The following is a 25,642-nucleotide window of genomic DNA, read 5'->3' on the forward strand; positions in this document are numbered from 1 at the left end:
TATTAATCAGGGGGTGTAAACATGATTAAAGATGTTGTGGATTTTGTATTAGATTTAGGGCCATCCATTATGCTTCCCATTATTATGCTTGCGTTTGGACTTATTTTAAAACAGGGATTTAATAAGTCGTTCCGAGCGGCTTTAACCATCGGTATCGGCTTCGTCGGAATTAATCTTGTGATTGGTCTGCTTATGGAAGCGCTCGGGCCTGCCACACAAGCCATGGTCAAATCATTAGGGCTCAGCCTAGACATCCTGGATGTCGGCTGGCCGATCGGCGCGGCTATTTCATTCGGTACACCGGTGGCCCCGCTTATGATTCCGCTTATTCTCATATTGAATGTAATTATGCTTTCGTTAAACTGGACGAAAACATTGAATGTCGATATTTGGAATTTCTGGCACCTTATTTTCGCCGCTTCTATTGCGTACTATGCGTACGACAATATGCTGCTCGCTATTGTAGTCGGCCTGGTTGTTTCCGCGATTACCTTGAAACTGGCGGACTGGACGGCTCCGACAATCGAGCATCACTTCGGGTTGAAGGGTGTATCGATGGCCCATTCCGAAACCGTTAACTTTGCACCACTCATGTATGCATCTAACCGAGTCATTGACAAAATACCTGGACTGAATAAGCTGCATGCCGATCCTGAAACCTTGAAAAAACGCTTTGGTATTTTCGGCGAACCGCTTGTTATGGGGCTTGTGCTGGGGATGTTAATTGGCCTTCTTGGCGGATATGACGCGAAAGGCGTTCTGACGCTGGGCGTGCAAATGTCAGCTGTCCTCATTTTAATGCCGCGAATGGTTGCCCTGCTGATGGAAGGGCTTATCCCGATCTCGGAAGGCGCGCGCGATTATATTAACCGGAAATTTCCCGGGAAAAACGTGTACATTGGGCTTGATACAGCCATCGTCATCGGGCACCCGGCTAATATGGCTGTAGCGCTTTTAATGGTTCCGATCACAATCCTGCTGGCAGTGATTCTGCCTTACAACAACATGCTTCCATTTGCTGATTTATCCGTGCTTCCATTTACCGTTGTCTGGGCAGTTGCTGCTGCTAGAGGCAATATTATTCGCGGATTAATTAACAGTATCTTTACGCTGATGATTGTGTTCTTTTTGGCAACAAACCTGGCAGATCTTGCAACGACGATGGGACGTGCAGTCGGCTTTGCTTTCCCTGAAGGGGCCACATTAATTTCGGGGATTGACCTTGGATCACACGTTCTTCCATGGATTATCCTTCGCCTGCTTGATCCGTCTAATCCTTATTTCTTTGCCGCAATCGGCGCAGCCGTTGTGTACGCCTCGCTTTGGTACTGGGTACGCAACGATATCCGCAAGCAGTACGCCAAGGAAATGGGCCTTGATGCACAGCCCGAAAATGGAGCAGATAAAAAACTTGAAAACATTAATTAATTATTAGGGGGAATAAAGAATGGCAAAAAAAATATTGGTTTCATGCGGAACAGCAGTCGCTACGTCAACGGTTGTCGCTAAAAAAGTAGAAGAGACATTGAAAAACAAAGGGTATGACGTCGTTGTCGAGCAATGTAAAGCATCAGAGGTTCCTTATAAAGCAGCAGGTGCCGATGTGATTGTCACGACTACACCAATCAGCGATGCGGGAAGCACGCCTGTTATTCAAACCATTTCTTTTCTAACAGGTGTTGGAATCGACGCAGATATCGAAAAAATTATTCAGTACTTGGGATAAAAAGGCGGAGGGGGAACTCTCCCCTCTTCTTATGATGCGATGGGGGAGGTGTTTTCGATGTCTATTTACACGTACAGCAGATTATCAAAAAACATGACAATCTTTTTGCCAGTGCTGGTTATGGCTGGCCTTTTCGTCTGGGCCATCTATGGATTGCTGTCAGAAAACAGGTTTCCGTTAAATGAGCTGATTCTATATACAATGCCGGTGCTTCTTTTGTCTTCTTTTATCGGGCTTCACAATCCATCGAGTGTAAAAGTGACCGACCAGTCGATTACCTTCAGCGGCTTTGGCCGAAGCCACACGTACACATGGGAAGAAGCGGGTGTTATTTTTATCCGGAAGTATGAGTATGTGGGAAAGACGTTTATCCGGCTTGGCAAGCCGCGCATTTTAGGCGGCAGATACTGGATTACACATGAAATGAATGACTATAAGGAGCTCCTCAGCCTTTTAGAACAGAAAAGCCAAAAGGACGTGAAAAGAGCATGAAGGCATCCGTTTTCTATGATAAACAAACCATTCAATACGAACAGCGGGCCATTCCGGAAATAGGACCTGGAGAAGTGCTGTTAAAAATGGAAGTGTGCGGACTGTGCGGCACGGATATTCACAAGGTGCTTGACGAATCCGTACCAGAATCAAGCATTCTCGGCCATGAAGTATCCGGTACGATTGTCCAAACAGGACAAGGGGTTTCGAATTTTAAAGAAGGAGACAGGGTATTCGTGGCCCATCATGTACCTTGTTTTACATGCCATTACTGCCAGCGGAAAATGTATACCCTGTGCAGGCAGTTTAAAGAAACCAACCTGGATCCAGGAGGCTTCTCCGAATACATTCGTGTACCAGAGCTTCACGTTAAGCACACGGTGGGAAAACTGCCAGACAGCGTCACCTTTGAAGAAGGAGCACTTGTCGAACCCGTGGCCTGCTGCCTGCACGGATTTGAATCAATTCAAGTCAAGCCGGGAGACTCGCTTCTTATTTTAGGGGCCGGCCAAATTGGCTGTCTGCAGGTTCAAATTGCCCGTCATCTTTTAGCCGGACAAATCATTGTCAGTGATATTAATCCCTATCGGCTTGAACAGTCTCTTCAGTTTGGTGCAGATCGTGCGGTTAACAGTAAAGAGGAAGATCTGCTGGATACGGTGATGCGTTTGACGAACGGAAACGGAGCAGACCACGTAATTATCTCTGCAGGGATAGGCAGCCTGCTTCCTCAAGCAATGGAATGCGTGCGAAGAGGCGGCACGATTCTTGTTTTTGCTCCGTTTAAAAAGGAGTTCGTACAGATACCAGCTGAACGATTTTTTAATGATGAAATTAAAATAATCGGCTCTTATTCATCCAACCCTTATAACTATGAAAGTGCACTTCGAATGATTCAACAAGGGATCATTCAAGCAGATAAAATGGTGACCCATCGTTTTCCGCTTTCACAGCTGCATGAAGCGATTCGCTGTGCACACGATCCGAATGAAAAAGTGCTCAAGGTACTCATTACCCCTTCATAAGGAGAAGTGTTATGAATATTACATTGCAGGAAAAAACGGTACTGCTGATTGGAGGAATCAGCCCAATCAATCAAGCACTTTGTGAAGCACTCGCTGAAGCAGGTGCAAAAGTGTGGCATCAAGTGTTTCAAGAAAAAGAAACCGTGATGAGCCCCTCCAGCAAAGTGATTGCAGCGGATGTCCGGCAGCCGAGCAAAGTGAAAAAACTGGCAGAATGTATTTTGGAAAAAGATAAAAAGATTGATATTTTAATTCATTCTTTTCCAGCCCCTCCAGCCCGGTCTTTTTTGGAGACGGATCCAGAAGAATGGCTGTCTTTGTTCCAATACCATGTGGATGTGCCTTTTCTGATGTGCCGGGAAATCATGCCGCACATGGCAAAAGCACACGGCGGCATTGTAATCAATATTTCATCATCCGCAGCAGTGACAGGTGAAGGGGGTCCTCCTTTTGCCGCGGCAAGCAGCACATTACAATCGATGACGCGCGGCCTGGCCCGTGAGTATAAGGAGCAAAACGTACGTGTCAGCGGCATAGCACCTGCTCTGTTGGCAAAGGAAGAAAAAGAAAATGAGCAGGTCATTTCTTCAACCGTTGCCATGACGCTGCTGCTTTGTTCAGACTATGGAGGCTATATAAGCGGCGAATCGATTCTCATTGATGGAGGGAAAAGTGTTGGATAATGTACTCATCATTGGAGGTGCTGCAGGCATTGGACACCAGATTGCTTTAGACTTTGCCGAAAAAGGATGCTGTACAGCTGTGGCGGATATTGACCAGTCAGCTCTAACAGACATGACCCAGCAAAATCAAATACATGGATTTAAAGCAGATGTCAGCTCATGGGAAAGCGTCTCGGAAATGATCGAACAAGTTATCGATAAGATAGGAAGCATTGATACGCTTGTGTTTTCGGCAGGCATAACGAAAAAAGGGAAGCTGGAAGAAACAAACTGGGCTTTATGGCAAAAAACAATGGCGGTTAACTTACATGGTCTGTTTTTCAGCATCAAAGCCGCCGCACCGCACATGATAGGCAGAAAAAAAGGAAAAATCGTTATTATCGGCTCTGGCTCTGCTATTACAGGATCGGGAGGAGGCATTCAATATTACGCCTCAAAAGGCGGTGCATTTGGACTTATGAGATCACTTGTGAAAGAGCTTGGAGAACACCAAATTAATATTAATGTGATCGCCCCGAGAGTCATTGAATCACAAATGCTTGATTCACTTTATCCAACGGACGAGCTAAAACAAACGGTCAGAAATAAAATCCCGATCGGAAGACTGGGCAGGCCGTCCGATATTTCTGAACTGGTGCAGTATCTTAGTTCAGCTCAAGCGGATTATATTCATGGCCAAATCTTTCTTCTTGATGGCGGAAGAACGTATCAAGGAAACTAATAAAAAGGAAACACGCTATTTTTGCAACAGGATTGAACCGTTGTAAAAATAGCGTGTTTCCTTTTGTCTGAAAATTTTTTCATAAAATCCGTGAATTACTGTTGACTTTAATTCATAGGATGGACTACAATCATTACAAAGGTAACGTATAAGAACAAATGTAAAGGGGTGATCTTCAATGTGGGGTTATCTTCTTGCGGGGTTTGTCGTTTTATGGCTGCTTCAAATTTATTTGACCATGCGTCAGATGAAGCATTATCGAATGACGATTCAACATATGAGCAGAAGAGAAAGCGGTTACTTAGGTGTTGGTGTTGAGAAAAAGAAACTTGGTTCCGGTACCGTGCTGATTCTTGTTACAAATGAACAAGGGATTGTTGAAGAATGCCGGGTAATGAGCGGTGTCACGGTTTTTGCTAAATTTAAAAAATGTAAGCGGTTTATAGGTCAGCATATTTCCGTACTGCATGATGAACAATGGGAAAAGTCGCTCGAAATGGCCACTGATAAAATTAAACAGCAAATGAATACGGCTGTAACCGTTTAACTTTCATTATACAAGAAAGAGGAGGGAATGTAAGATGGACTTTTTGGTAAAATTTGCAGAAGGATTTATCGGGATGTTCGAAAAAGGTGGAGAAACCTTTATGGGCATGTTTACCGGTATCATTCCGACACTCATTTGTTTGATTCTTGCTGTAAACGCTTTAATTAAAATTATCGGGGAAGAACGGATTGACCGCTTCGCCCGTAAAACAACGAAAAATATTATTTTACGCTATACGCTGTTTCCACTCCTAGCTGTCTTCTTTTTAACAAACCCGATGGCTTATACATTCGGGAAGTTCCTGCCAGAGCGTCAGAAACCAGCTTTCTATGATTCAGCTGTTTCACTCGTCCATCCGATCACAGGGTTGTTCCCGCACGCCAATGCGGCAGAGCTGTTCGTGTACATGGGAATTGCCCAGGGAATTACGACGCTTGGCCTTTCAACGGGACCACTAGCGATCCGGTTTTTCCTTGTCGGCATGATTGTCATTTTAATCCGCGGGATTTTAACAGAACGTATTACCATTGCGATGATGAAACGCCAGGGTATTTCCATAACGGACTAATGAAGAGAGGGGGAGAAGCAGATGTCTGAAAATCAAGCAGTAAATCCACAGTATAAAGCAGTCAAAATTACCAAAGGCAGCAACGGATGGGGAGGGCCGCTTGTCATCCAGCCGGATGAGCAGAAAAAGTATGTCGTATCCGTTACTGGCGGAGGCATTCACCCGGTTGCCCAGCGCATTGCAGATTTAACCGGTGCACAGGCCGTCGACGGCTTTAAAACATCGATTGAAAAAGACGAAATGGCCTGCGTTTTAATTGACTGCGGCGGTACAGCACGCTGCGGTGTGTATCCGAAAATGGGTGTGCTGACGATCAACCTGACGCCCACATCTCCATCCGGGCCATTAATGAAGTTTATTAAGGAAGACAATTTTGTTTCCGGTGTAAGAGAGCCGGACATTCAGCCGGCAGGCGGAGAAGCAGCACCGTCCGTTACTGCGGCAGCACATCCGAAAAATGCCCAGCAGCTGAAAGCAGAAGCGCGCGAAAAAGTCGCACAGATGAAAACCAGCAGCGGTGAACCGCGCAAGCAGAACATCATTGAAAAGCTGGGCCGTTCGATGGGCGGCGTGATCGGGGTGCTGTACCAGGCAGCACGGGAAACGATTGAGCAGGTATTGAAAAACATCATCCCATTTATGGCGCTTGTCAGCACCTTGATCGGGATTATTCTGTACACAGGTATCGGTGATGTTATTGCCAACTTTGTATCGCCGCTTGCCGGTAATATCTTCGGGCTTCTCGTTCTGTCGGTGATTTGTGCCGTACCGATCCTGTCACCGCTGCTCGGGCCGGGTGCCGTGATTGCCCAGGTCGTTGGTGTACTCGTCGGGGTGGAGATCGGCAAAGGGAATATCCCGCCAAGCCTCGCTCTTCCGGCCCTGTTTGCGATTAACCCGCAGGTAGGCGCAGATTTTGTGCCAGTAGGATTAACACTTGGGGAAGCAAAACCGGAAACAGTAGAAGTTGGGGTGCCGGCTGTTTTAATGTCACGTTTAATTACAGGGCCGCTTGCGGTCGTGATTGCATACTTCTTTAGCTTTGGCTTATACGAATAATAGGAGGGGTCACTTTGAGTGTACTTGGAGGCGTAAAAATGAAAACGATTTATCAGTCAACTGTTACAGAGCTTGGTGCAGACGTGGAGATGTTTGCGGAAGAAAAAATGCTGATTATTTTCAATGAAAGCGCACCGAAAGACCTGCGTGACATCGCGGTTGTGCACAGCATTGCGCCGCTTGAAGGTGTGATTGAAGCGGGCGATATTCTGACTTTTGGCGATCAGGCGTACAAGGTGACGTTTGTAGGAGACAAAGTAAACGAAACGGTTGCAGAGCTTGGCCACTGCACAATTACGTTTAACGGAGCGGATCATGCAGACCTGCCAGGAACGCTTTGTGTAGAGGATAAAGACATGCCGGTCATCTCGGTATCAACAACGATTACATTTCAAAAGCCTGAGGGGGCCTAAACATGTTGGGACTTAACCGAAAACTGATGCAGCTTGAGAAAGAAGGAAAGGAAATTAAAGTCGGCTTGATTGGCTGCGGCCAAATGGGACGCGGCATGATTTCGCAAATTGAAAGCATGAAGGGCATGCGTGTAGCCGCGACAGCCGACTTGAAAACAGATATTATTCAAAATGCGTACATGACAGCCGGTGTGGAGCCGCAGCATATCGTTACCACAACAGAAATCGAAACAGCAGAAAAAGCATTAAGAGAAAACAAAGTGGTGGCCACTACCGATGTGTCTATGGTGATCGCGCTGCCGGGCATTGATGTTATTGTAGATGCAACAGGCATCCCAAACCTTGGTGCTGAAATTGCCTGGAAAACGATTATGAACAAAAAGCATATTGTTATGCTGAATGTAGAAGCGGATATTACAGTCGGTCCATTGCTTCATCAAATGGCAGAAGCAAGCAGCGTTGTTTATACAGGATCTGCTGGTGATGAGCCAGGCTGTATTATGGAGCTGTATGACTTTGCCGATGCGCTTGGCTTTGACATCGTCGCTCTTGGGAAAGGAAAAAACAACCCATTAAACTATGAAGCAAATCCGGATTCAGCGGCAGCAGAAGCAAAAGAAAAAGGCTCAAGCCCGAAAATGCTCGCTTCCTTCCAGGATGGAACGAAAACAATGGTTGAAATGAACGCGGTCGCAAATGCAACAGGATTTTTACCGGATAAACCGGGCATGCATGGCCCGGAAGGCACGGTGAAAGAGCTGCCGGATATTTTCCGCCTGCAGGAAGAAGGAGGCATTTTAAAAAGCAAAAAGATTGTCGACTATGTAAATGGCGTTGCGCCGGGCGTCTTTGCCATCATTTCTTCCGAAAAAGAAGAAGTAAACCATGAAATGCAGTACTTAAAAATGGGCCCGGGACCAAATTATATTCTGTTCCGCCCTTACCACTTAACGAGCTTAGAAACGCCGCTTTCAGTGGCTCGGGCCTATTTAAACCAGTCAGCCACCATCGCACCTTGGCATGGCCTGCAGGCAGAAACCGTCGCAACAGCGAAAAAAGATCTGCAGCCAGGTGACCGCCTTGACGGCATCGGCGGATTTACAGTATACGGCACGCTGTACAGCCAGGAAGAATCCAAAGCCGCCAATGCTTTCCCAATCGGACTTGTAGATCCGAATGTGGTCTTAAAACGTGCAGTGAAAAAAGGCGACATTTTAACGTATGATGATATCGAACAGGAGCGGGAGTCAACGATTTGGAAGCTGCGCTCTCTTCAAGCACAGAGCTTTTAAGGAACGAAAAGGGATGCTGCCGTATATCGGGGCATCCCTTTAATTGTTTTGAACAGCTTGGTTTACCGGTCCCCCTGATTGGCATATAATAAAGAGAGAAAGAAATAGGTGTGAAGGAGTGAGGCTTAGTGAAAATTTCCGAAATGGAAGCCGGCCTTTATTGCACGCGTTGTCATGATGAAACCATTCATCGGGTTGTGTATGTGAACAATAAAATTCAAAGCATTGAATGTGAGGAGTGCCATCGGCTGACTGGCATGAAAATCGATGCAAAAAAAGAATTATATAAAGAAATGTACGACCGTATTTCAACAAAGCCTTCACGAATGACACAGGAATATAAGCAGGACTTAAGCAAGTTTGTTTCCGGTATGCCGCTGCGGGTGATCAGCAAGCCATACAGACTCATCAAATATGTGAACGAAACGAGAAAAGTACTCAAACAGTCTAAACATTCTTAACGCAGGCGGTATGCTTTTGAAGCAGCCGCTTTTTTTGTGCTCAAAAAAGACGGCACACTTATTTGTGTCCGTCTGGTTCGATATGAATATGGGTCAAGCGGATGCCATGCTCCTGCAGCAGGGCTTCCTCTACATACTCGGTAATATCATGGCTTTCGATTACGTTTAAACCCGGGTCTACAAGAAGAACAACGTCTACAAGCGTAATGTTTCCGTGCGAGCGGGCTTTAATGCTCGGCACACCGCGGACACCCGGTACTTTTTCAACAGTTTTCTGCATCCCTTTTAATTCATCAAGGTCAAATGCATCCGTCAGGGCAAGAGATGCGTCAGAAAAAATATCCCAGGCGGTTTTTAAAATAATAAGGCCGACCACAAAAGCAGTGAGCGTATCAAGCCAGCCAAGGCCCAGGCGCGATCCGATAATCCCGACAAAGGCTCCTACGCTGACCAGAGCATCTGAACGGTTATCATGGGCAGCCGCCAAAATGGATTGGCTGTTAATTTTTTGGGCAAGCCGCCTGTTGTAGAGGTAAACGCCATACATGACCAGTGCAGCACCCAGAGCTGTCCAGGCGGTGAACATATCAGGTGCTTCATGATTCGCTTGAAACAGGGATTGTCCGGCTGTAAGCAAAACTTGAATGGCAACGGATGCCATAATAAAAGCGGCTAAAAGAGAAGCAACCGTTTCTGCGCGAAAGTGGCCGTACCGGTGATTTTCATCCGGCGGTCTACGGGCGATGCGCAGACCGATCAAAATAGCGACGGAAGCGATAATATCTGTTGAGTTATTTAAACCATCTGCTTTCAGCGCTTCGGAATTGCCGATCCAGCCGACGGTCAGCTTTACTGCGGAAAGGAATAAGTAGGCTGCGATGCTGATCCATGCACCGCGTTCCCCTTTTTTTAAATCTTCATATGCTGTTTCCACCTGTGGTTCCTCCAGAAAAGTTAGTGTTTATACTATACCAGCCCTCATTCGGGTGGGTCTACGGCAACATGATTGCCGCTGGCTTAACAAGTTGCCCTCGTACTACAATTGTTCTTTTTCGCAAAAAAGAGAGTCAATTGCAAAACAACGGGGAAAAGAAAAAAGAATAACAAATAGGTGGTGAAAACAATGGAAACATTCAGCAGCCTGCACCCCGCGCTGCAGGCGTTAGCCGGCGGCATGATCAGCTGGGGAATGACAGCGCTTGGTGCAGCGGTCGTGTTTTTCTTTCGTAATATTAAAGAATCCATCATGAAAATGATGTTAGGATTTGCAGCGGGTGTGATGATTGCCGCTTCTTTTTGGTCGCTGCTGGCACCAGCCATTGAATTCAGCGAAAAAAGCGGACAGATTGCCTGGCTGCCGCCAGTAATCGGCTTTCTGCTGGGCGGCGTTTTTATTCGTCTGCTTGATGTCGTTGTGCCGCATGTGCATATCGGGCGGGAAAAAGGAGAAGGCCCGTCTACACAATTGAAAAAAACGACGCTCTTATTTTTAGCGATTACGCTTCATAATATTCCAGAAGGGCTTGCCATTGGTGTGGCATTTGGAGCGGCTTCGCTGAATATGGATGGAGCCACTATAGCGGCTGCTCTGGCGCTTGCTTTTGGAATCGGCATTCAGAATATGCCAGAAGGAGCGGCGGTATCAGTACCGCTTCGCGGAGAAGGAATGTCACGGATGAAAGCATTTAACTACGGACAGGCTTCGGCGCTCGTTGAGCCGATTTCAGCTGTGATTGGAGCGGCGGCGGTCCTGTTTATTCAGCCTATTTTGCCCTACGCCCTTGCTTTTGCTGCAGGAGCCATGATTTTTGTCGTGGTCGAAGAGCTGATTCCGGAAGCAGAATCCTCGCGCAACACAGACCTTGCCACAATGGGTGTTATGGTCGGCTTTGCCCTGATGATGGTGCTCGATGTCGCGCTCGGATAATAAGAAAGCGGAAGGTACCTGGTTATCAGCGACAAACATAAGGAGCTGACTATAAAGAGTAAAGGCTAAAACGCAGCATCCTGCTGCAACGCCTTTGTGACTCACATTTTGTGAGCCTTCGAGCTGATGGTGCCTGGAGCTGGATAAGGTCCGTACCTGATAACGATAAAAGAAAAAACAGCCCTATTCTCAGTGGAGAACAGGGGCTGTTTTTTTTCTTTTTAGCTCATAAAAAATAATCAGGCTTAAGCCGGGCAAATAAATAGAAGGTTTTCGTTCCACATTTTCGTCTGTCAACGGTGATTCCTCCTCGTCCGAGCAAGTTCATACGTTTAGTATGAACTTGCGGAGAAGGATTGTCAGCGAGTCTGTTAGAATTCCTTCCAAACAATTTAAACCGCTTCTTCAGCTGCTTCACTGCGTTTATTCGCCAGCCGCCAGTATAAATGATGCTGCTCACCATGTATGGTCACATGAATCCGAAATTCATTAGGATCAAGCCGTATATGATGCTCGCGTGCCCATGCCAAAATAGACCGAAATCCGTTTTTCACATCTTTCTCTTGTCCGTCAAGCTCAAGTAAGGCATAGGAACCAGCCGGAATCGTTAAACTCGACATGCCGGACGGAATAATGTCGATATGGCTCACTTCCATGGCGATGCAGTGCGTATACAGCTGGCCAGCCCGCTTCAAGCAAATGTCCATTAAGTAGCCGTCTGTTTGAGAGGGAATTTGGCTGGCTGTTTCTAGAAACCGTTTTTTCCATTCAGGGCGCATAGCAGCAATTTCTTCTTCTGTACCGCTCATTTCAAATCCCACTACCGTGATTGCACGTACATCTACAAGTTTCGGATTCATGATCTCAGCTCCTTTTTCCCTTCTTTTCCCGCTTTTAAATGTTTTCACACCGTTTCTTAAGGGAATAGCAATTGTAAAAACGATGAACAAAAGTTATACAAGGAAGGCTCCTCATGAAAACAAATATATGTATTTCAGGAGGCCATGTGTCCGGTCTTTTAATCGGTATACTGCTTACGCAAGGCGACGTCGACATGATCGCTGCCGAAAGAGACGCTGCGCCTTTGATGGACTGAAACGGTATACAACCATTGCTTTCTAACCACCACATTTCTCCGGCCTGAAAGCATAACAGAAGGCGAAATGATTGTATGCGGTCATTCCTTTCCTGGATTTTTTCCTCTTCCTAATTTAAAGTTGCGCATGGTACTCCTTATTAAAAAAGAAGAGAACAAAGAGATGAAGCGAAGTGGGCCGCTTTGTGCAAATGGCGCAGAGTATCTATATACAGACGATGACGACTATCTTTGGAAAACAGGGGGAAGTAACATGATTGCTGAATACCGAAAAATGTGGGAAGCACGAAACTGGCTGAAGAAAAATGAACCCTTTTTGCCGACATGGCAGGCATATGTCGGCTACCGGCTTGATTTGTTTCATAAACTCGCAGGCGGCGCGACACTTGAATCGCTTGCAGAGAACTACGGCTATGAAGAAACGCTTCTGAGTTCCTGGGCCGATACAGGAATCGTGCTGGGTCATTTAAAACAGGACGGCGGCCGGCTTGTTCCTTCTAAAAAAATGCTGAAGTTTTTTTCACAGGAAAGTGATCATTCGGTTGGTGAGCTGCTCAAAGAATTATTTGAAATGCATATGCCTTCCCTGATGAACTATCCCCAAATGATCACATCCAATCAAAAAGGGCGGTTTAACGGAGAGGATTTTGGCAAAACAGTTGCGGCCACCTCCGCTTTAATTGAAAAAAAAGCATTTGGACATGTACTGTCGGAGATAAATGCCCAAAAACCACGCTGGGTGCTGGATATTGGCTGCGGAACGGGCGGCTATTTAATAAAACTGGCCGATAAAATAAAACAAGGAACTTTCGTTGGGGTGGACATCAGTAAAGAATGTATTGAAGAAGCACGCCAAAAAGTCCGGAAGAAGAGCCTGGGGGAAAAAGTAAAGTTTTATTATGCAGATATCAATACGTGGGAAGTGCCAAGCCGTTTTTTTGATGTGATCATGATGAATAACCTTCTTCATTACTATTCGCAGGATGCGCGAAAAGAGCTGCTCGCCCGGGTTTCAAAGCTGATCAGCCAAAACGGGACCGTTATTATGATTACCCCCCTTTATCTGGAACGAGGCGGACAGCGCTTTTCAGCTGCGTTTAATTCATTTATGGAAGCGCATGAAAATTTATACCCGCTGCCAAGAAAGGATGAACTTATCCGGGATGCAGAGGAAGCGGGACTCCAGTTAAAATCGATTAAAACGGTCGTGCGCGAAGGAAGCTGGTATTGTGTAAATTTTTCAAAAAAATAGATATAATGAAGGAAACAAACTAAAGTGAGGCGGATAAAATGGCAATTGGGTACTTGAACGGGAAAATCATAAACTCAGATGATCCCGTGCTGCCGATTGATGAACGCGGACATCAATTTGGTGACGGAGTGTATGAATATATTCGTGTTTATGGCGGACGTCCTTTTATGATGAAGGAGCACCTGGACCGCTTTTTTAAAAGTGCTGAAGCGATCAAGCTGAATCTGGATCATTCACGCGAAGACATTGAAGAGATTACAGCCGACTTGATCAAGAGAAGCGGGCTGTCTGATTGCGATATATACATGCAGGCCACACGCGGCATCGCTCCGCGCAACCACTTGTTTCCGAATGTACCCGCGTCGATTTCCATGACGGTCAAGCCGTTCCGAGCGATGGATGAAACGCTACGGGAAAATGGCGCTAGCATCAAGCTTCTGCCTGATGAACGGTGGCAAAACTGCTGGATTAAAACGCTCAATCTTTTGCCGAATCTCCTGGCGAAGCAGGAAGCGTTTGAAGCTGGTGCATTTGAGGCAGTGCTCGTCCGCGATGGTGTGGTAACAGAAGGATCAAGCTCTAATTTATTTCTCGTCAAAGAAGGAGAATTAATTACTCCGCCTGCGACAAAGCATATTTTGCATGGTATTACGCGCATGGCTGTGATTGATATCGCTGCAGAGCTTGGCATTCCGGTAAAAGAGGAGACATTTGCACCTGAAGCTGTTTTGAAAGCGGATGAAGTGTTTTTAACGAGTACCGGGATTGAGATTGTGCCGGTTACAACTGCGGATGACCAAAAGATTGGAAGCGGAAAGCCAGGCGACATAACGAAAAAAATCTACGAAGCGTTTATGAAACGAGTTTAAAACAAAGGCCCTTTAACAGAGGGCTTTTTTATTTTTGTGCAGAATTTTCTGTAAAAAATCTATTCAACTTTCTCTGTCTGTGCCATAATAAGAAATATTATTTATTGATTGCATTATTTTTTAAAAATATTTTTAAAGGAGGATGCAATATGAATGATCAAAAACTAAAGATTAATGGTGAACGTCTGCAGGAATCACTTGAAACGTTTGCCGGGTTTGGCCGGACAGCCCGAAACGGTGTGACACGGCTCGCTTTATCGGAAGAAGACCGCCTTGCACGCAATTATTTTCGCACATGCTGTGAAGAGATGGGCCTTTCTTTATCGGTGGACGATATGGGCAACATGTATGGGATGCTCCCGGGCCGTGAAAACAAACCGCCGGTTGTCATGGGTTCTCACCTTGACTCTGTTAAAGGCGGCGGACGCTTTGACGGTGTGCTTGGTGTAGCAGCGGGGCTTGAAGTCATGCGGACTTTAACAGAACACGGTGTAAAGCCAAGTGTGCCGGTTGTCGTCATGAATGTGACCAATGAAGAAGGCGCCCGCTTTGAACCGTCGATGATGTCCTCCGGTGTGCTTTCCGGAAAGTTTAACAAAGAAGAAATGATAGCCAAAAAAGATGTAGAAGGCATCACGTTTGCAGAAGCATTGCGATCGATTGGTTATGAAGGCAAAGTGGAAAACAGGATGAAAGAAGCGGCAGCTTTCTTGGAATTGCATATTGAGCAGGGGCCGATTTTAGAAAGAGAGAAGCTGTCGATTGGCATCGTTGAATGTGTGCTCGGTATGGTCTGTTATGAAATTGAGGTAGCAGGTGAATCGGACCACGCTGGCACCACGCCGATGTCGATGCGCAGCGATGCCTTGTTTGCGGCAGTGGATTTAATTAAAGAAGCGAGAGAAAAGCTCGCTGCGCTTGGTGACGACCTCGTTTATACGATTGGGCGGATGAACGTGTCGCCGAACATTCACACAGTCATTCCGAACAAAGTGGTTTTTTCATTGGAAGCACGGCATACTTCCGCGGAAAAGATTCAAAAAGTAGAGGACATCATTCGGGAGATGCAGGGGTCTGCCGAAAGAGCAGCATGCAATGTAAAAGTTCAAAAATTGTGGGGACGTGAGACGGTCTGGTTTGAGCCGGCGCTCTGCGATGCTTTTGAGCAGTCGGCTGCTTTACTCGGTTTTTCTCATAAGCGGATGGTGAGCGGAGCAGGGCATGATGCGCAGTTCATGGCTTCTTACATTCCGTCGGCGATGATTTTTGTGCCGAGCGTAAATGGGAAAAGCCACGATGAAGACGAATTAACGTCCTGGGAAGACTGTGAAAGAGGCGTGAATGTGCTGCTTGAAACGGTCCTCACTTTGATCTGAAAAAGGGGCTCGATCATTTATAATGATCGAGCCCCAGGCTGTTGAAAAACGCCCGCTTTCGGCGTCACTGGCTGTCTGTGAATGCTCATGACCCCGAAAAGGTCACTCCGCTTCCCAGCCAGCTGCGTTCCTGGAAAGGCAGGCGCTTTCAATCAGCCTGCTTTCTAACTTTGTCTATACCCTAAGGCTCGGTCATTTATAGTGATCGAGTCCTTTTTTAAAGATTTCTAAAATGATGTCATGCTGGGTTTTGCTCATCACATGCTGGCGAATTTCATTCAGCTCGGCAACGAGGCCGGCATCTAAATGCAGGTTGACGGTTTTTCCTTTGTCGGCCTGCTGCACATCAAAGCCGCCTTCACGTTTTTTCACCTGTCCTTCAAGCACGGTAATGTCGCCAAAAGGAACACTGTCCGGCACTTGAATCATACTGCCTTCAAAAAAGATCTCTTTGGCATCTTCTGAAAAAGAAATGGCCAGCGAATGCCCGCTGTCACGGTTTTCATCCCGGATAAGCCGCGCTTTTCCCTGGTTGTCTCGTGTATTTTGAATGGAAATTTTGGCCTTCACGTTACACCTCTTCCCCTCGCAAGCAGGATTCTTTAACCCCTTTTTGTATAGTAAAGGTTGATTCTATCTGCACTGTATAATGAAACTCCCCTTGTTGAAGAACGGAATCCATCACCATCGCACGCTCCGATCCAATCCATACCTGGTCCAGCACCTCAAAAGCAGGGGCCAAATAGCCTTTTTCAAACAAGAAATGATACACACTTTCTTTCGGATAGATAAACCGCTTCTTGCCCTGTTTTGTGCGGAGCGCCGGGAATGCCTGCTTTTCATCCAGCACCTCGCCAAGATAGCCTTCATCTGCCCATCTTTTAATTGTAGACATATTTAATTCACGACCCGTGTGCTGCCGGATGAGCTCGATGATTTCTTTGGATGAGACGAACTGTTTACGCTCTTCTTCCTGCTCGGAAACAGCCGCCAGCTGGCCGCGAAGCTGTTCAAGCTGGGACTCATATTCATTGATTCGCTGCTCCAATTCGTTCCTGTTCACATGTGTCACTTCTTCCGTTGGTATTCTCTTCATCCTACACTAAAATAAAGTTCGTTTGTCAGAAAATATACCAAAAATGATGTGTGCGTTTTTTGTTTGCTGTATAAATATTTTAAGGTGCAATCAATAAATAATCAATAGACAGAAAACATGCAAGGGGGGAACGAACGATGCACATGAATCGAATGAAGAACCGTTCTGTTTCACTAACGGACCTGTCTCAAAATTTTCTCGAAATTGAACCTGATTTAACGGCCAAGGAAGCAACGGATGAAGCAAATCGCTGCTTGTATTGCTATGACGCACCTTGTATTACAGCTTGTCCAACCTCGATCAACATTCCGTCGTTTATTAAAAAAATTGCTTCAGGCAATTTGAAAGGATCGGCCAAAGTGATTATGGAAGCCAATCCGGTCGGGGCAAGCTGTGCGCGTGTTTGTCCGACAGAAGAATTGTGTGAAGGTGCCTGTGTCCTTAACCACGCGTCACAGCCAATTATGATCGGCAACCTCCAGCGGCATGCCACTAACTGGGCGATACATAATCACGCGCAGCTGTTTAAGGCAGGAGAGAAAAATGGAAAGTCGGCCGCAATTATCGGCGGCGGTCCGGCGGGGCTGTCCGCAGCGCGTGAACTGGCGCGCCTTGGATTTGAAGTTACCATTTTCGAAGCGAAGGAAAAAGCGGGCGGCCTTGATACTCATGGCATCGTATCCTTCCGTCTTCCGCAGCGCGTATCCATGTGGGAGGTCGAGCAGGTGGAGAGCCTGGGCGTTACCATTCGTACAAACACCATTGTCGGCCGCGATATCAGTCCGGAAGACATTTTGGAGAGCTATGATGCTGTGGTGCTCGCGGTTGGAATGGCCAGTGTTCCGCCTATCGGCATCCAGGGAGAAGGGGCCAAAGGCGTTTACGATGCGATTGAATTTGTAGAATCGACAAAAATACCGCCGATGGATACCCATTTGATCGGAAAGAAGGTAGTCGTCATTGGTGCTGGCAACACGGCGATTGATGCAGCGACATGCTCGGTCCGGCTCGGTGCCGCCGATGTGAAAATGCTGTATCGGCGAACTGAAGCCGAAATGACCGCTTATGAATTTGAGTACGAATTTGCCAAGCAGGAAGGAGTGGAGTTCCGCTGGCTTACACAGCCGGTTGGAATTGTACAGGATGAGAAGGGGGCAGTTAAAGGCGTAACGTGCATCCGAATGGAGCTTGGCGCTGCTGATGAATCCGGCCGCCGCCGGCCCGTACCGGTTGAGGGTTCCGAGTTTACCGTCGAAGCGGACGCGGTCATTCGTGCGATTGGGCAGAAGCGTTATACCGGCTTGATTGAAGCATTTGGGTTAACTCATAAATGGGGCACCGTGAAAGTGGACCTGGACACACTCCAGACCTCTAATCCGAAAGTGTATGCGGCAGGAGATGTGATTTTTGGTGACGGGCAGGGGGATGCGATGGTCGTTACAGCAGCAGAACAGGGAAAACGGGCGGCTTACTCGATTTACAAACAGCTTGTCGGCTCTGGCATGGCGCAAACATCTTAAAAGGAGGAGATTTAGATGGCAGACTTACGTATAAACTTTGCAGGGATTCAATCACCTAACCCGTTTTGGCTGGCATCCGCACCGCCGACCAATTCCGGCTATCAGGTGCAGCGAGCGTTTGAAGCCGGCTGGGGCGGCGCCGTATGGAAAACACTCGGTGACCCGATTATTAATACATCCTCCCGGTTTGCGGCGCTGCACTTTAACGGCCAGCGTGTGGCAGGCTTTAACAATATCGAGCTCATTACAGACCGGCCGCTTGAAGTGAATTTAAAAGAAATTTACGAAACGAAAAAACGGTTTCCCAATCATGCTGTCATCGCTTCCTTGATGGTTGAACCGAAGCAGGAAAAGTGGCATGAAATTGTGAAAAAAGTAGAAGCCGCCGGCGTGGACGGGCTCGAATTAAATTTCGGCTGCCCGCATGGCATGGCAGAACGCGGTATGGGTGCAGCGTCCGGACAAGTGCCGGAGCTGGTGGAAAAGCAGACGATGTGGGCGAAGGAAGCCGCCCGTACACCTGTTATTGTCAAGCTGACACCAAACATTACCGATATTACGGCCACTGCTTGGGCAGCTGTACAGGGCGGGGCGGATGCGATCAGCATGATTAATACGATCAACAGCCTCGCCGGTGTGGATCTGGATTCGTGGAATACGATTCCGCACGTGGCAGGAAAAGGAGCACATGGCGGCTACTGCGGCCCGGCCGTAAAGCCAATTGCTTTAAATATGGTGGCGGAATGCGCACGCAACCCGGAAATTAACGTTCCGATCTCGGGCATTGGCGGCATTGGCACATGGAAAGATGCGGCCGAGTTTATCTTAATGGGTGCTGGCAGCGTTCAGGTATGTACAGCGGCAATGCACCACGGGTTTAGCATTGTTGAAGATATGATCGACGGCTTAAGCAATTATCTCGACAGCAAAGGACTTGCTTCTGTTGAAGAGTTAATGGGCCGGACCGTTCCGCGTTACTCCGACTGGGGCAATCTCGACTTAAATTACAAAGTGGTCGCCCATATCAACCGCAATACATGCATCAACTGTAATAAATGCCATATCGCCTGCGAAGATACAGCACATCAATGTATCGAGATGCTGACGTCTTCAGATGGCAGCAAATATTTGCAGGTTCGTGAGGAGGACTGTGTCGGCTGCAATCTTTGCTCCATTGTCTGCCCGGTGGACGGCGCTATCGACATGATGGAAATTCCAAGCGGCCCGCCAATGACATGGAACGAACGCCAGGCGGCTATTAAACAGCCAATTGTTTAAAGAAAAGGAGCGGATAAGCATGAAAAAAATCATTAAAAACGGTGTCATTGTAACGGCAGTCGATCAATACGAAGCGGATCTGCTTATTGAAAACGGCAAAATCACCCAAATTGGTGCTGCACTGAAGGAAGCGGCAGATGAAGTGATTGATGCAAAAGGTGCTTACCTGTTCCCGGGCGGTGTTGATCCTCATACACATCTGGACATGCCGTTTGGCGGCACAGTCACAGCAGATGATTTTGAAACGGGGACGATGGCAGCGGCATTCGGCGGCACAACGACCATCATTGACTTCTGTCTGACAAACAAAGGGGAGCCGCTGCAAAAAGCGATCCGTACGTGGCATGAGAAATCAAAGGATAAAGCCGTTATTGACTACGGCTTCCACTTGATGATTGGGGAAGTAAATGACGCGGTGCTGGCGGAGATTCCGGAGGTGATTGAAAAAGAAGGCATTACATCCTTTAAAGTGTTTATGGCATATAAAAATGTTTTCCAGGCGGATGACGCAACGCTGTTTCGTACGCTGCTCACAGCAAAAGAGCATGGCGCTCTGGTGATGGTTCATGCGGAAAATGGTGATGTGATCGATTACCTCGTAAACGACGCCCTGGAAAAAGGGCATACAGAGCCGATTTACCACGCGCTTACACGCCCGCCGGAAGTAGAAGGAGAAGCAACCGGACGTGCAGCCGCGCTGGCCGGCCTGGCAAATTCCCAGCTGTACGTTGTGCATGTGTCGTGTGCGGAAGCTGCCCATAAAATTGCAGAGGCACGCCAAAAAGGCTTCCAAGTTTGGGGCGAAACATGTCCACAATATTTGCTGCTCGACCAGCATGATTTAGAAAAGCCGGATTTTGAAGGCGCTAAGTACGTCTGGTCACCGCCTCTCCGTGAAAAGTGGAACCAGGATGTACTGTGGGACGCACTGAAAAATGGCCAGCTGCAAACGATCGGCTCTGACCAATGTTCTTTTAACTTTAATGGGCAGAAGGATCTCGGACGGAACGACTTCTCAAAAATTCCAAACGGGGGCCCGGTCATTGAGGACCGATTTAGCCTGCTGTTTTCGGAAGGAGTGAAAAAAGGGCGCATTTCCATTCACCAGTTTGTTGATCTCGTGTCGACCCGCTCAGCAAAACTATTCGGCCTGTTCCCGCAAAAAGGCACGATTGCGGTCGGCAGCGATGCGGATATCGTCATCTTTGATCCAAACAAAGAGCGTGTGATCTCTGCTGAAACCCATCATATGAACGTCGATTACAGCGCCTTTGAAGGAATGAAAGTAACAGGTGAGCCCGTCTCCGTACTCTCGCGTGGTGAATTTGTCATTCGGGAAGGAGAATTTACCGGCAAGCCGGGAAGCGGACAGTACATTAAAAGAAGCCGCTATAACAGTACGCAGGCGCGTCAGGCTATCATTGCCCAATAATCATCCAATGAAAGAGGAGGAATCATAAATGAAAGAGCCCAGCCGTTATTTAAAATCGCCGGATTTACTTCCGATTGCCCACCGTGACCGTAAAATTGGCACGTTTGGTTTTGCGCTTATGTGGATTGGGATGGCGGTTGTTCTGGCTGCTTTTGCCATCGGCGGAGCGGCTGTGGAACAAATGCCGCTTTCATGGGTGCTTGCCGCCTCTTTTATCGGCTGTGTGCTGATTGGCCTGTTTATTTCCATTATTGCAGATATCGGGATCGAGCATGGGCTATCTTTTCCTGTTTATATGCGGGCGCCGTTTGGAACAATCGGAACACATATCCCATCAGCGATCCGCGGTATTGCCGCATCCATGTGGTTCGGAATCAATACGTATTTCGGCGCTATGGCGATCAACGGTATTTTAAATGTGATGTTTGGCTTTGACAACTGGTTTGTCTGCTTTTTAGCTTTTGTGGCGGTGCAGGTCGCCAATACGATTATTGGGATCAAATCGATTGAAAAATTTGCAGATTTAGCTGCGCCTATTATTATTTTAATTTCACTCTGGATGTATGTCACACTTGCCGACCAGGCGGCGGCTGCCGATAAAAATGTTTGGTCCTGGGTGGAAAACCCGCTTACCGGCGGTTTGCTGTTTAATGCTTTTATGGTTGTGGTTCTTGGGAACATGGGGTATTGGTCGACGCTGGCGGCCGATATTTCTTCGATTTCCCGTTTTATTAAAGCGCCGCAATTTGAGCGGAACTGGATCAAACGCAATAAAAGTGTGCTGGTCGGCAGTTTAATTGCCATGCCGCTTACGCAAACCTTTGTAGTAGCGATTGGCGGTGTTGCTTTTATTGCAGTCGGCAACTATGATCCGGTTGCCGCCTTGCAGGAAACATCCAGCGGGCTTGTACTGGCTGTTTTGCTGCTGCTTATCGTCTTTGCCCAGTGGTCCACGAACACAGCGGCCAATCTTGTCCCGGCTGCCACTGTGTTTTCAAATATTGGCGGCCCGAAAGTACCGTTTTATGCGGGTGTAATCGCAGCAGGCGTGATCGGTATGGTCACCCAGCCGTGGAACTTATTTAACGTTTTAATGCCGTTTCTGCTTGTTGTCGGCGGGGTGCTTTCCGCCATTGTCGGCATTTTGTTTGCAGACTATTATTTAATCCGAAAGCGCCGTGTGAATGTGCCGGACTTGTATGAAATGAAAGGACAGTACCGCTATCATTACGGCGTGAACTGGGCTGGCATTATTTCCTGGGTAATAGGCGGTACGCTTGCCGTCATCTTTTCAACCTATTCGTTTTTTGTCGGCTTTGCGGTCGGCGCCGCTGCATATTATGTATTAGCGAAGTTTTGGTGGTTCCGCTCATACAAGCAGGCTGAGCTGGAAGACCCAAGTGACGACAAATACCTTGGCGTGACGGTCGGCCGTGATTGGACCATTCCATCAGAAAGCGAAACGGCAGCTGGTGAACTGCCGCCGGCTGCGATTGAAAAATTGTAAAAAGGAGCGAGGGAGAATGTCCGATTACAAAGGGTTTATAAAAGAAAAGGAAGCCATCGATGCACTCCTCGATGACGGCTACCGGATTATCGCAGTAAGAGAAACGCTTGAAGGGGATTTTATCGAGTTTGAACGGCATATTGAACGAAAGGAACTACACCTTTTAACAGCTGATGCACGCAAATACATTGGAACGCTCATTGTCGAAGCGAAAAGGGAAAGTAAAAACTCATGCGGAGGCACATACGAAGAAGCGGGTGCAGCCGGATCCTGACCGCTTTCTCATGAAAGATTAGCAGTAAAAGATCTTAAAACAGCCTTTATCCGTTTTACTTATACGGATAAAGGCTATTTTCTGTTTGAAAAACGAAAACACAAATAAATTTATGTTAGAAAATATTACATGAAATGATAATTAAACGTGTAAAGCGTATATAGTGAAAATTGTATAATATATTCGTAGCAGCGGAAGGAGACGGTTTAATGAAGCTTAAAAAAATGATAGGTGCATCTGTTATGTCTGTTTGTTTATTAGCTCCAGGAGCAGGGGTTTATACTGGTTTATCCGTACAGGCAGCTACAACAACTGCTTCTACAACGGTTAAGAGTGCGGACACCGATCTGCCAAACGTGAAAATTTTAGCAACCGGCGGTACGATCGCAGGCTCTTCTGCGAGCAATACGGATACAACGGATTACAATGCCGGGGAACTCGGTGTGGAAACCTTGATCAAAGCTGTTCCGGAAATGAAAAAGCTGGCTGATGTGAGCGGAGAGCAAATTGTAAACGTCGGCAGTCCGGAAATTAACAACGATATTTTACTGAAGCTTGGCAAGCGTATCAATACGTTGCTTGCGTCCGATGATGTGGATGGAATTGTCGTCACACACGGGACAGATACATTAGAAGAAACAGCTTATTTTCTTAATTTGGTCGTGAAAAGCACAAAGCCGGTCGTGGTGGTCGGTGCGATGCGTCCGGCTACAGCCATTAGCGCTGATGGGCCGATGAATTTATATAATGCTGTGAAACTGGCGGCGAATCCATATGCGAAGAAAAAGGGTGTTATGGTCGCGTTTAACGACCGAATTGGTGCAGCGCGTTACATAACAAAAACAAACACAACAGCTCTCGATACATTTAAATCCGTAGAGCAGGGCTATTTAGGCAGTTTTGCAGGTGAGAGTGTTTATTTCAGCTCCATCTTAAATAAGAAGCATACTACACAGACTGCTTTTGATATTTCAAAAATTGAAAAGCTTCCTCAAGTAGATATCTTATATTCTTACCAAAATGAAGGAAGATATTTGTATGATGCCGCTGTGGAAGCAGGAGCCAAAGGACTTGTTGTAGCGGGCTCTGGTAATGGGTCCATGTCGAGTATCGCAAGAGAAGGAGTGAAAGATGCAGCAGAAGAAGGAGTAGCGGTTGTCCGCTCTACACGCACAGGCAGCGGAGTCGTAACCCACAGTCCTTCAGACGACAAAGACGGCCTTGTTTCTGCCGATTCCTTAAATCCGCAAAAAGCCCGTATTTTATTAATGTTAACTTTAACAAAAACGAGCGATCCGAAGAAAATCCAGCAGTATTTCGATAAATACTAAAACAATATAACCTGCTTCTTTTTCAAAACGAAAGAGAGGCAGGTTTTTTATTTTCTGTTCATTTTACAGTGAGATTTTCTGCCAATAACCGAAATCTATTTGGGCGAATATGGTAAGCTGAACTCAATTTTACCTTGCAACGTTTGCCTGCCGGTCAATAAAGCTTGAAATGGAGGCTGGGAGAATGAAAAGAATGGGATATCGTGGAGTGAGTTTTGGGGAAGCGAAACGTGTAATCGCCACTCAATGTTACGAGCGGATGGAAAGGCGGCAGTTTGAAGACGGCGTTCAAGCGCGGTCTATTTTTGGTCCTGGCCTTTATTTAATCAGCGATGCAAAGCTTGCTGCCCACTACGCATTTTGTCACGCGGAAGCAGAAGGAAGCAGCCGGGCGGCCGTACTGAAACAGGACATCCAGCTGGAACGGCCTATGGTCATCAACTGCCGGTACACAGAAACAGATCTTAGGCGGGATGCACTTGAGTGGAAATATGCCGAAAGAGCGGTGCCTGCTGTTCGCCCAGAACATGTTCATGCATGGATTGGCCGGATCACCAAAGACTATCTTCTGGCTCACTCTTTTGACGGAATTGTATATCATGTGGACGATACGGTTATTTATTACGTCGCTTATTTTCAAGAAAAACAGATCCACGGCATTGATCTCGCTTTTACATTTACAATGACTGGTGCATAAAACAGTTTGTTCAAGCGTAAAAGCTCATTCTTTTGATACAATAAGGAGAAGAATGAGTAAAGGAAGTGGCGCGTATGATCAGACGGGCTTTGCTGTTGTTCTTTTTTGTTTTCGGCAGTATTGCCGGCCCTGGACAGGCGGCGGCCATCCATTATATAGCAATTGGTGATTCGCTTGCAGCGGGCCAGACGCCGAATCGGGAAATCGGAGCAGGGTATGCAGATATGATTGCGCTTGCGATCCGGCCGGATTCTTATTCAAAGGAGCTTGCGATTCCCGGCTACACAGTAAGTCAGGTAATCAGCCAGGTGGAAAGTGCGGCGGGGAAAAAAGCCATTCAGTCGGCAGATCTCATTACCATTTCAGCGGGTGCGAATGACCTGCTGCCGCTTATTCAAAATGATCCGAAGCGGGGTCTGCTTACCTTTAACGCGGTAACGGCTGCTTTTGCCTTAAATGGCGTGAGGGAAAACTATGCGCTGCTGCTTGAGAAAATTAAAGCACTGAATCCACAGGCGCATATCTATGCAATGGGTTATTATTTCCCCTATCCTCATGTGTTTGACCAGCACAAGCCGGCCGTTAGTGAGCAGCTGGACCTGCTTAACCAGATCATTAAACAAGAAGCGGAGAGGGCGGGTGCCGTCTTTGTTCCGGTGACGGATCGTTTTGGACTGGATGGAGTGGAGTATGTGCCGAATCCGGGCGATGTGCATCCAAACGGCGCAGGATATTTGCAAATGGCGAATGCCTTTTTAGCTGTATATGCTCCTGGTACAAAGCTGCCGTCCTCCATTTTAGGACAGCTGCCGAAGCCAATTCCACTGGCTGATTTAATCAAACAGCGGCAAAGGATGCTGGAACATGAGCCGAAGCAGGAGAAAAAGGCAGCGGAAGAAACGGATCAAACAGCGGCTGTACAAGGATGTACAAGGGAAGAAGTATATGCCGCTGCACTTTAAAGCATGAATAGGCATGTAACGAATAAAAGAAAAATAAA

General features: G+C 47.0%; 29 protein-coding genes. 25 read left to right on the top strand and 4 right to left on the bottom strand.

Annotated features, from left to right (window positions below; all coding sequences use genetic code 11):
- The first annotated feature begins 21 nt into the window (after positions 1-21).
- The 12 genes from RRU94_RS09415 (at position 22) to RRU94_RS09470 (ending at position 8,987) form a co-directional block, all read left to right on the top strand.
- Positions 22-1,428 carry a PTS galactitol transporter subunit IIC gene (locus tag RRU94_RS09415; RefSeq protein WP_315693934.1) on the top strand — a complete coding sequence of 469 codons (1,407 nt, stop codon included), beginning with the start codon at positions 22-24 and terminating at the stop codon, positions 1,426-1,428.
- Between the two features lie 19 nt (positions 1,429-1,447).
- A complete protein-coding gene (locus RRU94_RS09420; protein WP_315693936.1) occupies positions 1,448-1,726 on the top strand; it encodes a PTS sugar transporter subunit IIB in 279 nt (92 codons plus the stop codon).
- A 57-nt stretch (positions 1,727-1,783) separates the two neighbouring features.
- Entirely contained in the window at positions 1,784-2,218 is a 435-nt protein-coding gene (locus tag RRU94_RS09425; protein ID WP_315693937.1) for a hypothetical protein, read from the top strand.
- Positions 2,215-3,243, top strand: coding sequence for a zinc-dependent dehydrogenase (locus RRU94_RS09430; RefSeq protein ID WP_315693938.1), 1,029 nt, complete (start codon positions 2,215-2,217; stop codon positions 3,241-3,243). Before RRU94_RS09425 ends, RRU94_RS09430 begins: the two co-directional genes overlap by 4 nt.
- Before the next feature lie 11 nt (positions 3,244-3,254).
- A complete protein-coding gene (locus RRU94_RS09435; RefSeq protein WP_315693939.1) occupies positions 3,255-3,926 on the top strand; it encodes an SDR family NAD(P)-dependent oxidoreductase in 672 nt (223 codons plus the stop codon).
- A complete protein-coding gene (locus tag RRU94_RS09440) occupies positions 3,919-4,647 on the top strand; it encodes an SDR family NAD(P)-dependent oxidoreductase (protein ID WP_410493006.1) in 729 nt (242 codons plus the stop codon). Before RRU94_RS09435 ends, RRU94_RS09440 begins: the two co-directional genes overlap by 8 nt.
- A gap of 178 nt (positions 4,648-4,825) precedes the next feature.
- Complete coding sequence (locus RRU94_RS09445) at positions 4,826-5,194, top strand: transcriptional regulator GutM (RefSeq protein ID WP_251271458.1); 369 nt, start codon at positions 4,826-4,828, stop codon at positions 5,192-5,194.
- Between the two features lie 34 nt (positions 5,195-5,228).
- Complete coding sequence (locus tag RRU94_RS09450; protein WP_315693941.1) at positions 5,229-5,762, top strand: PTS glucitol/sorbitol transporter subunit IIC; 534 nt, start codon at positions 5,229-5,231, stop codon at positions 5,760-5,762.
- 21 nt (positions 5,763-5,783) lie between these two features.
- Positions 5,784-6,821, top strand: a complete 1,038-nt coding sequence (locus RRU94_RS09455; RefSeq protein WP_315693942.1) for a PTS glucitol/sorbitol transporter subunit IIB — start codon at positions 5,784-5,786, stop codon at positions 6,819-6,821.
- A gap of 14 nt (positions 6,822-6,835) precedes the next feature.
- Positions 6,836-7,234 (top strand): PTS glucitol/sorbitol transporter subunit IIA, encoded by a 399-nt coding sequence (locus tag RRU94_RS09460; RefSeq protein WP_251271463.1) that lies wholly within the window; start codon positions 6,836-6,838, stop codon positions 7,232-7,234.
- Positions 7,235-7,236: 2 nt separating this feature from the next.
- Positions 7,237-8,526: an NAD(P)H-dependent oxidoreductase gene (locus tag RRU94_RS09465; RefSeq protein ID WP_315693943.1), complete on the top strand. Its 1,290-nt coding sequence runs from the start codon at positions 7,237-7,239 to the stop codon at positions 8,524-8,526.
- 128 nt (positions 8,527-8,654) lie between these two features.
- A complete protein-coding gene (locus tag RRU94_RS09470) occupies positions 8,655-8,987 on the top strand; it encodes a bh protein (RefSeq protein ID WP_242232675.1) in 333 nt (110 codons plus the stop codon).
- Between the two features lie 58 nt (positions 8,988-9,045).
- On the opposite strand, the gene RRU94_RS09475 is transcribed toward RRU94_RS09470, so the two are convergent.
- On the bottom strand, positions 9,046-9,921 hold the full coding sequence (locus tag RRU94_RS09475) for a cation diffusion facilitator family transporter (protein WP_315693945.1): 876 nt from the start codon (positions 9,919-9,921) through the stop codon (positions 9,046-9,048).
- Positions 9,922-10,110: 189 nt separating this feature from the next.
- Between RRU94_RS09475 and RRU94_RS09480 the strand changes: the two genes are divergently transcribed.
- Positions 10,111-10,914: a ZIP family metal transporter gene (locus RRU94_RS09480; protein WP_309091453.1), complete on the top strand. Its 804-nt coding sequence runs from the start codon at positions 10,111-10,113 to the stop codon at positions 10,912-10,914.
- A 392-nt stretch (positions 10,915-11,306) separates the two neighbouring features.
- Here the strand turns inward: RRU94_RS09480 and RRU94_RS09485 are convergent, their stop codons facing one another.
- Positions 11,307-11,774, bottom strand: a complete 468-nt coding sequence (locus tag RRU94_RS09485; RefSeq protein ID WP_315693948.1) for a GyrI-like domain-containing protein — start codon at positions 11,772-11,774, stop codon at positions 11,307-11,309.
- 113 nt (positions 11,775-11,887) lie between these two features.
- Between RRU94_RS09485 and RRU94_RS09490 the strand changes: the two genes are divergently transcribed.
- The 4 genes from RRU94_RS09490 (at position 11,888) to RRU94_RS09505 (ending at position 15,507) form a co-directional block, all read left to right on the top strand.
- A complete protein-coding gene (locus RRU94_RS09490) occupies positions 11,888-12,010 on the top strand; it encodes a hypothetical protein (RefSeq protein WP_315693950.1) in 123 nt (40 codons plus the stop codon).
- A gap of 163 nt (positions 12,011-12,173) precedes the next feature.
- Positions 12,174-13,262: a class I SAM-dependent methyltransferase gene (locus RRU94_RS09495; RefSeq protein WP_315693952.1), complete on the top strand. Its 1,089-nt coding sequence runs from the start codon at positions 12,174-12,176 to the stop codon at positions 13,260-13,262.
- Between the two features lie 38 nt (positions 13,263-13,300).
- A complete protein-coding gene (dat, locus tag RRU94_RS09500) occupies positions 13,301-14,131 on the top strand; it encodes a D-amino-acid transaminase (RefSeq protein ID WP_315693954.1) in 831 nt (276 codons plus the stop codon).
- A 149-nt stretch (positions 14,132-14,280) separates the two neighbouring features.
- Complete coding sequence (locus RRU94_RS09505) at positions 14,281-15,507, top strand: Zn-dependent hydrolase (protein ID WP_315693956.1); 1,227 nt, start codon at positions 14,281-14,283, stop codon at positions 15,505-15,507.
- A 192-nt stretch (positions 15,508-15,699) separates the two neighbouring features.
- Here RRU94_RS09505 and RRU94_RS09510 read toward each other — a convergent pair whose 3' ends face one another.
- Positions 15,700-16,077 (bottom strand): hypothetical protein, encoded by a 378-nt coding sequence (locus tag RRU94_RS09510; RefSeq protein WP_315693958.1) that lies wholly within the window; start codon positions 16,075-16,077, stop codon positions 15,700-15,702.
- Between the two features lies 1 nt (position 16,078).
- Positions 16,079-16,570, bottom strand: coding sequence for a hypothetical protein (locus tag RRU94_RS09515; protein WP_315693960.1), 492 nt, complete (start codon positions 16,568-16,570; stop codon positions 16,079-16,081).
- A 176-nt stretch (positions 16,571-16,746) separates the two neighbouring features.
- On the opposite strand from RRU94_RS09515, the gene RRU94_RS09520 reads away from it, so the two are divergent.
- From RRU94_RS09520 to RRU94_RS09555, 8 genes are all read left to right on the top strand, one after another.
- Positions 16,747-18,123, top strand: coding sequence for an NAD(P)-dependent oxidoreductase (locus tag RRU94_RS09520; protein WP_315695895.1), 1,377 nt, complete (start codon positions 16,747-16,749; stop codon positions 18,121-18,123).
- 15 nt (positions 18,124-18,138) lie between these two features.
- On the top strand, positions 18,139-19,401 hold the full coding sequence (gene preA, locus RRU94_RS09525; RefSeq protein ID WP_315693962.1) for an NAD-dependent dihydropyrimidine dehydrogenase subunit PreA: 1,263 nt from the start codon (positions 18,139-18,141) through the stop codon (positions 19,399-19,401).
- A 19-nt stretch (positions 19,402-19,420) separates the two neighbouring features.
- On the top strand, positions 19,421-20,833 hold the full coding sequence (hydA, locus tag RRU94_RS09530) for a dihydropyrimidinase (protein WP_315693964.1): 1,413 nt from the start codon (positions 19,421-19,423) through the stop codon (positions 20,831-20,833).
- Between the two features lie 28 nt (positions 20,834-20,861).
- Positions 20,862-22,340, top strand: coding sequence for an NCS1 family transporter (locus RRU94_RS09535; RefSeq protein WP_315693966.1), 1,479 nt, complete (start codon positions 20,862-20,864; stop codon positions 22,338-22,340).
- Positions 22,341-22,356: 16 nt separating this feature from the next.
- On the top strand, positions 22,357-22,614 hold the full coding sequence (locus RRU94_RS09540) for a hypothetical protein (RefSeq protein WP_315693968.1): 258 nt from the start codon (positions 22,357-22,359) through the stop codon (positions 22,612-22,614).
- 209 nt (positions 22,615-22,823) lie between these two features.
- Positions 22,824-23,945, top strand: coding sequence for a type II asparaginase (locus RRU94_RS09545; RefSeq protein WP_315693970.1), 1,122 nt, complete (start codon positions 22,824-22,826; stop codon positions 23,943-23,945).
- 184 nt (positions 23,946-24,129) lie between these two features.
- Positions 24,130-24,642 (top strand): hypothetical protein, encoded by a 513-nt coding sequence (locus tag RRU94_RS09550; protein WP_315693973.1) that lies wholly within the window; start codon positions 24,130-24,132, stop codon positions 24,640-24,642.
- 74 nt (positions 24,643-24,716) lie between these two features.
- Positions 24,717-25,604: an SGNH/GDSL hydrolase family protein gene (locus RRU94_RS09555; RefSeq protein WP_315693974.1), complete on the top strand. Its 888-nt coding sequence runs from the start codon at positions 24,717-24,719 to the stop codon at positions 25,602-25,604.
- Positions 25,605-25,642: the final 38 nt, after the last annotated feature.

It is taken from the genome of Domibacillus sp. DTU_2020_1001157_1_SI_ALB_TIR_016, assembly GCF_032341995.1.
Classification (GTDB): domain Bacteria; phylum Bacillota; class Bacilli; order Bacillales; family Domibacillaceae; genus Domibacillus; species Domibacillus indicus_A.